Origin of the sequence: Treponema socranskii subsp. socranskii VPI DR56BR1116 = ATCC 35536, assembly GCF_000468115.1 — a bacterium.
In the GTDB taxonomy this organism is placed as follows: domain Bacteria; phylum Spirochaetota; class Spirochaetia; order Treponematales; family Treponemataceae; genus Treponema_D; species Treponema_D socranskii.
Map to the genome: position 1 here is coordinate 21,623 of NZ_AVQI01000077.1, position 8,741 is coordinate 30,363.

The 8,741-nt window shown below is 51.9% G+C and carries 7 protein-coding genes; 2 read left to right on the top strand and 5 right to left on the bottom strand.

Annotation, left to right across the window (positions count from 1 at the left end):
- Positions 1-30: 30 nt before the first annotated feature.
- Entirely contained in the window at positions 31-933 is a 903-nt protein-coding gene (locus HMPREF0860_RS10425) for a M28 family peptidase (protein WP_038081029.1), read from the bottom strand.
- A gap of 86 nt (positions 934-1,019) precedes the next feature.
- The gene (locus HMPREF0860_RS10430; protein ID WP_038081031.1) at positions 1,020-1,310 is read right to left on the bottom strand and encodes an RNA recognition motif domain-containing protein; all 291 of its coding nucleotides are present in this window, start codon (positions 1,308-1,310) and stop codon (positions 1,020-1,022) included.
- Positions 1,311-1,652: 342 nt separating this feature from the next.
- On the opposite strand from HMPREF0860_RS10430, the gene HMPREF0860_RS10435 reads away from it, so the two are divergent.
- On the top strand, positions 1,653-3,500 hold the full coding sequence (locus tag HMPREF0860_RS10435; protein WP_021330268.1) for a proline--tRNA ligase: 1,848 nt from the start codon (positions 1,653-1,655) through the stop codon (positions 3,498-3,500).
- 118 nt (positions 3,501-3,618) lie between these two features.
- Positions 3,619-4,704 carry a DUF7954 domain-containing protein gene (locus HMPREF0860_RS10440; RefSeq protein ID WP_021330284.1) on the top strand — a complete coding sequence of 362 codons (1,086 nt, stop codon included), beginning with the start codon at positions 3,619-3,621 and terminating at the stop codon, positions 4,702-4,704.
- 69 nt (positions 4,705-4,773) lie between these two features.
- Here the strand turns inward: HMPREF0860_RS10440 and HMPREF0860_RS13405 are convergent, their stop codons facing one another.
- The 3 genes from HMPREF0860_RS13405 to HMPREF0860_RS10455 all read right to left on the bottom strand — a co-directional run bounded on the left by HMPREF0860_RS13405 (position 4,774) and on the right by HMPREF0860_RS10455 (position 8,630).
- Positions 4,774-5,703, bottom strand: coding sequence for a GerMN domain-containing protein (locus HMPREF0860_RS13405; protein WP_021495753.1), 930 nt, complete (start codon positions 5,701-5,703; stop codon positions 4,774-4,776).
- A gap of 487 nt (positions 5,704-6,190) precedes the next feature.
- Complete coding sequence (gene gltA / locus HMPREF0860_RS10450) at positions 6,191-7,708, bottom strand: NADPH-dependent glutamate synthase (RefSeq protein WP_021330312.1); 1,518 nt, start codon at positions 7,706-7,708, stop codon at positions 6,191-6,193.
- Between the two features lie 64 nt (positions 7,709-7,772).
- Complete coding sequence (locus HMPREF0860_RS10455; protein ID WP_021330282.1) at positions 7,773-8,630, bottom strand: sulfide/dihydroorotate dehydrogenase-like FAD/NAD-binding protein; 858 nt, start codon at positions 8,628-8,630, stop codon at positions 7,773-7,775.
- Positions 8,631-8,741: the final 111 nt, after the last annotated feature.

An 8,741-nucleotide genomic window follows, 5' to 3' on the forward strand; every position in this document is an offset into this window, starting at 1 on the left:
TAATACGGAACGTTCGCTCGGCGGGGCATCTCAGCTTACAAGCGTTTTTTCGTCGGCGAGCACATCGAGGATCGATGCGAAAACGAAAAAGCTTTCGGGAGTCAGCGTCCGCTCGGTATCGTTTTCCGTGTTTATCAGCTTCCACGTTTCAGGCACCATCGCCTGTAATTTTAATAATTTTTCTTTCTCTTCGGCATCGCTTTTTGCATCGACGGTATGATTGACAATGTAGTTTTCGAGCGATTTTTCTTTTATGAGCGCGGCGAAGTATTTATCCGCTTCGTCTTCCGGCAGCATCGTCACAGCGACGGCGGGAATGCCGTACGCGATAAAACCCGCATTGTCGCTGTATGCGAACGGAAGCGTAAGCCATCGCCGTGAAGTCGAACGGCGAAGCAGCGCTTCGGCTCTGTCTTCAAGTGCGGCAAAACGCGTTCGAAGGGTATAGGGTACGGCAAGCGGCAAAACCGTTTTGCGAAGGATCGGAATCGTGCCGCGCCCCATACAATCGAACACGTACACATCATCGTTTGTGATGCCGAGCCGTTTAAAAAGGGAAGCGAGCGAAAACGCGCCTTGAGAAGCGACGCTGCCCGATGCGAACTCTTCACCGTCCGAAAAGAGGAGGCGGACATTGTGAAAATCGAAGCGGCTCGCAAGGCGCTCTGCCCAATCCATGAGACAAAAATTCGCCGCGCTGTTGTCGTTCGCTCCGGGACTTCCGGGGACGCGGTCGTAATGTGCGATCACCGTTTTTATTCGAAACTGAGGATTATACTGCGACGTTGGAAATTTAACGTATACGTGATTTTTCCCCGCGACGGGCAATACGACGCTTTCAACGCCGCGCCGTGCAAGGTAGGATCGGATAAACGAACACCTGTCGCAGCCGTCGGCAACGTAATCGGAAAAACCTGAGGGAATACCGTTCATAAGACGGAGTATAGCATAAAAAAAGCCGGAATGCATCGCCGCAGCCGGCTTTCTAAAATCTTTTAAATGTAAAACGCGGTGAACAACTACTGGCGCTCTGCGCCGTTATCGAATCTCGGGCGGCGCGGCGGGCGCTCTTCGGCGACATTGACGCGCACACGGCGGCCGTCGATCTCTTTGCCGTTCATGTCGGCAATCGCTTTGTCAGCCGCACCTTCGTCCGCCATTTCGATAAAGCCGAAACCTTTCGACTGATCCGTAAAGCGGTCTTTAATAATTACTGCTGAAGTGACTTCACCGAATGCGGCGAAGCTGTTTTTCAGAGTATCCTCCGTGGTGGCATAGTTAAGATTGCCGACGTAAATTTTTTTGGACATATACGATGTTCCTTTTGCCGAATACGGCATTTTTATTTGCTGATGCCAGCTGCAATCTGCGTTTTCTGAATACCGTAATCTGAAGAAACATACATTCATACGAAAGAAAGCTTTATCAGAACCGTCTTTAGAGAACCAGGATTATATTAAAATTAGTAGAAAAAATAAACCGTGTCAAGTATGCATGTATGCAATCGCGGAAATCGATTTTTGTGGAATAAAGGTAATAACTCATACGGATTATGAGAGCGCGGAATATAATGCCGTTCAAGAGGCACGCCCGAATGAGAATGAGCGTTTTTGCTTGCAATCGAATCACCCTTTACGTTACAATAGAACGCTATGAAAGCTTCTCAAACGATTATTTCAACGCTGCGCGATTCTCCCGCCGATGCCGTCATCGAAAGCCACAAGCTTATGATGCGCGCGGGTCTTATCAGAAAATTGGCAAACGGATTGTACGCGTATATGCCCCTCGGTTTGCGTGCGCTTCGAAAAGCGGAAGCGATCATCCGCGAAGAACTCGATGCCGCCGGCATGCTTGAAATAAAACCGCCGGTCATTCAACCTGGCGATTTGTGGAAAGAAAGCGGGCGCTGGCAGACGATGGGGCCGGAAATGCTGCGCGCAAAAACGAGAGGCGGGCAGGACATGATCGTGAGTCCTACTGCCGAAGAAGCGTTTACGGCTCTTGTACGCGACGGTCTTACTTCTTATAAACAGCTGCCGATTTTTATCTATCAAATCAATACGAAATACCGCGACGAGATCAGACCGCGCTACGGCGTCATGCGCGGCCGCGAATTCATCATGATGGATGCGTATTCGTTCGATGCGGACGAACGTTCGCTCGATGAAAGCTACGAAACATGTTCGCGCGCATACCGCCGTATTTTTAAGCGTATGGGTATCAACGTGATTCGCGTACGAGCCGACGCCGGCGCTATAGGCGGAGACGTCTCGGAAGAGTTCATGGTCGAGAGTTCGGTCGGCGACAATACGCTCGTGCTCTGTCCTTCATGCGGTTATGCGGCAAACGTCGAAAAAGCTTCGTGCAAAGCCGATACCGCCCTCGACACCGCAGGTAAGGTGCAGGTTGCGGCCGAAAAACCGGTCGAAAAAGTTTCGTGCCCCGGCGTCGAAACCATTGCCAAGATGGAAACGTTTTTTAAAATGAGCGCTTCGCAGTTTATCAAAGTGCTCATTTACAAAGCGTATAATTCCTCCCTCGATTTGACAAATGCGCCCGGAGGCGCCGTGTTCAAGCGCGAAATAGACGAAGGCGGAAACGAATATTATCCGGAATGTTTTTTTGCCGTTGCCATTCGCGGCGACCTCGACGTAAACGAAACGAAACTCGCTGCTGCCCTTAAAGCGAGCGGCGCCGAACTTGCAGGGGAAGAAGACGTCATAAAATATTCGGGGGCGCCGCACGGATTCGTCGGGCCGGTCGGATTGACGAAAGTGCCGCTCCTCGCCGACGAAAGCGTTATGGTAAAAAAGGACGACGGTTCGTACGATGTGCGCGTCCACGATACGGTAACCGGCGGCGGCGAAAAAGACATCGACGATATGCACGTCGAACCGCTGCGCGATTTTACGCCTTTTATGACGGCCGACGTGCGTACCGTAAAAGAAGGCGATGCGTGTGCGGTCTGCGGTAAAGCGCTCTATACGAAAAAAGGCAACGAGCTCGGCCATATCTTTAAGCTCGGCGTAAAATACACGAAGTCGATGAACGTTTCGTACCTTGACGTAAACGGCAAATCGCGTACTCCGCTCATGGGCTGCTACGGTATCGGCGTCGATCGTACGCTCGCGTCGATCATCGAAGAGCACCACGACGACAAAGGCATCATCTGGACGATGAGCACCGCGCCTTACCACGTCGCAATCGTGCCGATAAAATACGAAGGCCGCATGAAAGAAGTGTCCGACTCGATCTACGATGCGCTTACGAAAGCGGGCATCGAAGTGCTGCTCGACGACAGAAGCGAGCGGCCGGGCGTCAAATTCGCCGACATGGATTTGATCGGCATACCGGTGCGCATCGTCGTCGGTGAAAAAAATCTTCCGAACGTGGAGATAAAAGAACGTTCCGCAAGCGAAGCGTCCCTTGTTCCGGCCGGCGATGCGGCGCGGCAGGCGGAAAAGATCGTGCGGGATGCGCTCTCTGCGCTCAATGCGTGACGAACTACAAGGTTCGCAAGGTGCAAAAAAGGGGAGATGATGCGGGAGCTCCTGCGCTCGCGTTCGGCATCCTCTGAAATCGATGTTTTATTCGACTGCCGAATCTTAAGGAACTGCAATGCAATCGATAAAAAAAATTAATAATTATTATAAGACGATCGCCTGTGCCGTAGTTTTTTTGTGTATACAGGCTGCACACGCGCTTCCCGGATTTACGCCGCATATCGAAGATGCGCCTGGCGAATACGTTTATTACGAAGATAAAACCTTTACGCGGAAATCCTATGTCGGCTTTTTGCGCTATGACAAAGCGACCTACGCTGCGCGGTATTATGCGCCGAAAACGGATAAAGACGCACCGCTTTCCGTAACGATTTTTGTAACGCTCGATCCCGCATCCGATCACATGGAGATCACCGGCGAAAAGCAGATTGTATCCGGATCTCCGCGAGACGGCGAAATCGTCAATTATCTTGAAGACATGATGTACACGCTGAATGCGCACCGTATCAAAGCCGGCAGCATCGTCCGTGAAAGCGGGCGGATCGTACCCGACGATATCATGCAGTTTGGCGGCAATGTCGTCGTCGAATACGATTACTTCGTCCCGCTTTTCAATCTGAAGCGCATCGCACGGGGAAGCGATATGACGATCCTCTTCGACGTCGTAAGCGTCGGAAAGCTTGCGTCTTCGAGCGACGGAGCGTTTTCGAATTTTACGGGTTTTCCCGGATCCTACGCGGACAAAAAAAAGCGCACACAGCGAAAAAAAACTGCGGCAAAAAAAACGACGCTTTCGTTTGACGGACAAAATATCGATGCCGACGAAGACTGGGTGCAAAAGATGGACAATATGTGGATGCTCGGAAACGATGCGGTTATTTCCATGGCCTCTCTTCCGAAGCCCGCGGGAGCTTTCCAGAACGCAGAAGCTCTCATGATTCGGCGCCTGCTCGAAGGGAGCGGCACTTCTTATGCGGATTGGAGGTGTGCTTCGGTGAAGGGCGCTGCGGGAACTTATGCGCTCGGTGCGGTCTTTTACGATGCCGAAAAAAAGCGGGCGACGCGAATCGTCAGAAAATTGACAAAAAAATCCGACGCTTCGTACGCGTTTTTTACGCTGAGCGTTTTTGAAGACGCATACGCGGCGGACAAATCGTATTTCGACCGCATCGTCGATTCTTATACCGTTTCGGCATTTTAAGCGGGAGCGAATCGGATCCGCCCGGATAATTTTTATTAATTAAATTGAGTTTCGCCGATTAATAAATCTTTATTGAAAGCTCGAACGCGACAGCGGAGAGCCTATCCACGTACCTTCGCTTCCGAGATAATCTTCGCGCTGCCCTTCGATGATAAACTGCACGCTGTTGACGGTGCTGAACGAAGTCGCCGTGTAAACGATCTGCATGAGCTGTGCGAGGTACCCCTGCACGCCGACGCTGTTGAACGAAAAAGCTTCGCTGAAATTGAGCGTTGCAATGCCGTTGTTTACCGAAGCTCCGAGCAGCTTTGTGCCCGAAGGGATCAGCGTCATCGTATTGCGCGATTTTTCTTCCGCGCTGGGGCCGGCTAAAAGCGCGTTCAGCGTATCGGTGAGCGGAGAATCCGACTTCGGCAATTTGCGCGTTACGATTTGACGGCTTACCGACCCGTCGGATCCGATGACGACGAAGCAGAGCGGCACGTTTATGGTTGTCGCAGGCTGCGGTGCGCTTTTCGGAGTTTGCGTTTTATCGGCGTTCCGTGTATCCGTTTTCGGTTTTTCCGCCGTCCGCGTTTCCTTGCCCTTTTCCGTTTTCGGTTTTTCAGCAGGTTTTGTTTCACCGCTTTTTTCAGCTTCCGCTCGATCGGGAGTTTTTTGTGCGTCGGGTGCCGATGTCGGTTTTTGTGCAGTGCTTTCGTTTTGCTTTGCAAGGTTCGAGCGGTTATTTTCAATGACGGACGGCTCGGTCGAATTCGCTTCAGGTAAAATATCTATTTGAAATGCGTCGCCGCCGCTTTTCGGATTTTGTTTTTGTTCGTGGTTTTGGACGAACTCCGGTGTCTTTCCGAACACGCGGCCGAAAAAATCGGTGTTTTGCAGATTTGAAAGTATGGTATCTTTTTTAACAAAAAAGAATACGAGCAGAATGAGCGCGACGAGCAGCCAGCACGCAAACGCAAATCCCGTATTCTTCTTTTTTGTATTCCGTTCAGCCATATCTATAGTATCGGCAGCGGATGCCCGCACTATTAGGGCGAATGTCAAGTTTCGAAACTATCAGCTGATAACGCTATGTTTCCGGCGAGGACGGCTACGGTACAATTGTCCGTAAGCGTGTACAAGTGCGGCTCTCACAGCGGACGCCCCGCTTACGCTCCGGTTGTGCTTTTAAGCGAGGCTTCCGCAAGCTGAACGCACAAAGTCGCACGCGGGTCTCCCGCTGTTGCGCCGCATCGTGTACGCTTGCAGCCGTTTCGGCACGCAGCCGAAACCTCGCCTTCGTATACTGTTATTCGTTTTCAAAACTTGCCATCCAATTGATGCACGAAACGGTTGGAAAAATTCGAGTTTTAGAAAACTCGAATTTTAACCTATTAGAGCGAATGCAGGGCAGCCGCACCGAAACTGTATTCTCTAAAAAATAACATATAACGAAAAAATCGGCAGCCCGCCCGGCAGCAGCCCTGCCGTTTCGTGTGATTCGTCAGCCGGCCAGATATTCGTTTATGCTCGCAGCCGCTTTTCTGCCTTCACCCATAGCGAGGATGACCGTTGCCGCTCCGAGCACGATGTCGCCGCCCGCCCACACTTTCGTTTTGCTTGTAGCCTGTTTGTCGTCGACGACGATGTGACCGTGTTTATCCGCATCGAGGCCGGGCGTCGTGCGAACGAGCAGGGGATTGCTGCCGTTGCCGAGGGCGACGATGACCGCATCGCACGGGATTTCGTGTTCGCTTCCCGGAATCGCGACGGGGCTCCGTCTGCCCGATGCGTCGGGTTCGCCGAGTTCGTATCGCAGCGCTTTGATACCGCGCACGCGGCCGTTCAGCGCTTTGTCTTCGCTTTCGATGCCGAGCACTTCGATCGGGTTTTCGAGGAAGCGGAATTCGACGCCCTCTTCTTCCGCGTGACCGACTTCTTCTTTTCGAGCGGGCATTTCATCGCGCGTTCTGCGGTACACGATGCTGACGTGTTCCGCGCCGAGCCTGAGCGCCATGCGTGCAGCGTCCATAGCGACGTTTCCGCCGCCCACGACGATGACGTTTTTCGCTTCGTAATACGGCGTATCGGCAGTACCCTTCATATACGCTTTCATCAGATTGGCACGCGAAAGGTATTCGTTTGCGCTGAATACGCCGATGAGATTTTCTCCCGGGATATTGAGGAATTTCGGAAGCCCCGCGCCCGTACCGATAAAGGCGGCGTCGAAACCCTTTTCCGTCAAAAGCTGATCGAGCGTGTCGGTGCGTCCGACGAGAAAGTTCATTTCGAATTTGACGCCCATCTTTTTCAGATTTTCGACTTCCTTTGCGACGATGTCTTTCGGAAGACGGAATTCGGGAATGCCGTAAAGCATGACGCCGCCGGCTTTGTGGAACGCGTCGAATACGGTAACGTCGTGACCCGCTCTCGCGCAGTCGGCCGCGACCGTAAGCCCCGCGGGACCCGATCCGACGACAGCGACTTTTTTGCCCGTCGCTTTTGCGACCGTCGGCAGCGTCGTTTTATTGTTCGTGCGTTCCCAATCCGCGACGAACCGTTCGAGCCGTCCGATCGAAACCGCTTTGTCGACCGTTTTATGAATCTTTCCGACCGTACATTCTTTTTGGCACTGCTTTTCCTGCGGGCACACGCGGCCGCAGATAGCCGGTAAAAGGTTCGTCAATTTAATCGTATCGACTGCAGATTTGAAATCTCCCTTTTGGATTTCCGCGATAAATTGCGGGATCGCGATGCCGACGGGGCAGCCTGCGACACAGGGTTCGTTTTTGCACTGGAGACAGCGATTCGCTTCGTTGATCGCCATCTCTTTCGTATAGCCGAGCGCTACTTCGCCCATTTCGCGCGCGCGTTTTTTCGGCTCCGCGACAGGCATTTCCTGAAGCGGAATCGCCATACGATCTTTCGGAGAAAGCGGAGCGGTTTTTATCTTTTGTTCGATTTCATCGAATTCCTTTTTCGCCTGCGCTTCCAATTCATTTGCTGAAATATATTCCGTCATGATTATCGTCCTCTATAAAAACTTTTGCAGGAAATTATTAGGTTCAATTTCGACCTATTGAAAATTATGCTTGAGCTTTTTGCTCGATCACGCTTTCCAATTTGCATTTATGGAAATCTTCCTGTTCCTGCGCTTTGAACGTGCCCATGCGCATCATCATATTGTCCCAATCGACTTTATGCGCGTCGAAATCAGGCCCGTCCACGCACACGAATTTCGTTTCATCGCCGACCGTAACGCGGCAGCCGCCGCACATACCGGTACCGTCGATCATAATCGTGTTGAGCGACACCACCGTCGGGATATTGTATTTTTCCGTCGTCTTTGCGGCGAACTTCATCATAATGGGAGGCCCGATCGCGATGACTTCCGCGGGCGGCGTTTCGGATTTGCAGAGCTCATCGAGCGGCACCGTGACAAGCCCCTGCCTGCCTGCGCTTCCGTCGTCGGTCATGACGATAACTTCGTCCGCAACCTTTTTCATCTCATCGACGAAAATGAGCAAATCCTTGTTTCTCGCGCCGATGACCATAATTACTTTATTGCCGACCGCTTTAAGCGCCTGCACGATCGGATAACACGGCGCAACTCCGAAACCGCCGCCTACGACGACGACCGGCCCGTCGCGCTTTTCGATAACCGACGGATTTCCGAGCGGCCCGAGCACCGCAGCGATGGAATCCCCCGTCTTTTTTTGCGCGAGTTTATACGTCGTCGCTCCGACCGCCTGAAAGACGAGCACGACCCAGCCTTCTTCCGCATTCGCATCCGCGATCGTCAGCGGAACGCGTTCTCCGTAATCCGTGTCGAGCTGCACGATGACGAATTGCCCCGCTTTGCGGTTGCGCGCAATTTCGGGAGCTTCGAATTTCATGTAGTAGACGCCGGCGGAAATTTCTCTCTTTTCAAGAATTTTGAACATAGCATACCTTCGATAGAATAGATATCCGTTATTGTATAGGAAAGGGGAAAAAAAGTAAATCGAATTAAAGTTTTTAAAAATTATTTATCGAGTAAGATCTTTTCGGGATTT

Coding starts and splice junctions, on each gene's coding strand:
- HMPREF0860_RS10455 (WP_021330282.1), bottom strand. CDS start 8,630: ATGTTCAAAATTCTTGAAAAGAGAGAAATTTCCGCCGGCGTCTACTAC.
- gltA (WP_021330312.1), bottom strand. CDS start 7,708: ATGACGGAATATATTTCAGCAAATGAATTGGAAGCGCAGGCGAAAAAG.
- HMPREF0860_RS10430 (WP_038081031.1), bottom strand. CDS start 1,310: ATGTCCAAAAAAATTTACGTCGGCAATCTTAACTATGCCACCACGGAG.
- HMPREF0860_RS13405 (WP_021495753.1), bottom strand. CDS start 5,703: ATGGCTGAACGGAATACAAAAAAGAAGAATACGGGATTTGCGTTTGCG.
- HMPREF0860_RS10425 (WP_038081029.1), bottom strand. CDS start 933: ATGAACGGTATTCCCTCAGGTTTTTCCGATTACGTTGCCGACGGCTGC.
- HMPREF0860_RS10435 (WP_021330268.1), top strand. CDS start 1,653: ATGAAAGCTTCTCAAACGATTATTTCAACGCTGCGCGATTCTCCCGCC.
- HMPREF0860_RS10440 (WP_021330284.1), top strand. CDS start 3,619: ATGCAATCGATAAAAAAAATTAATAATTATTATAAGACGATCGCCTGT.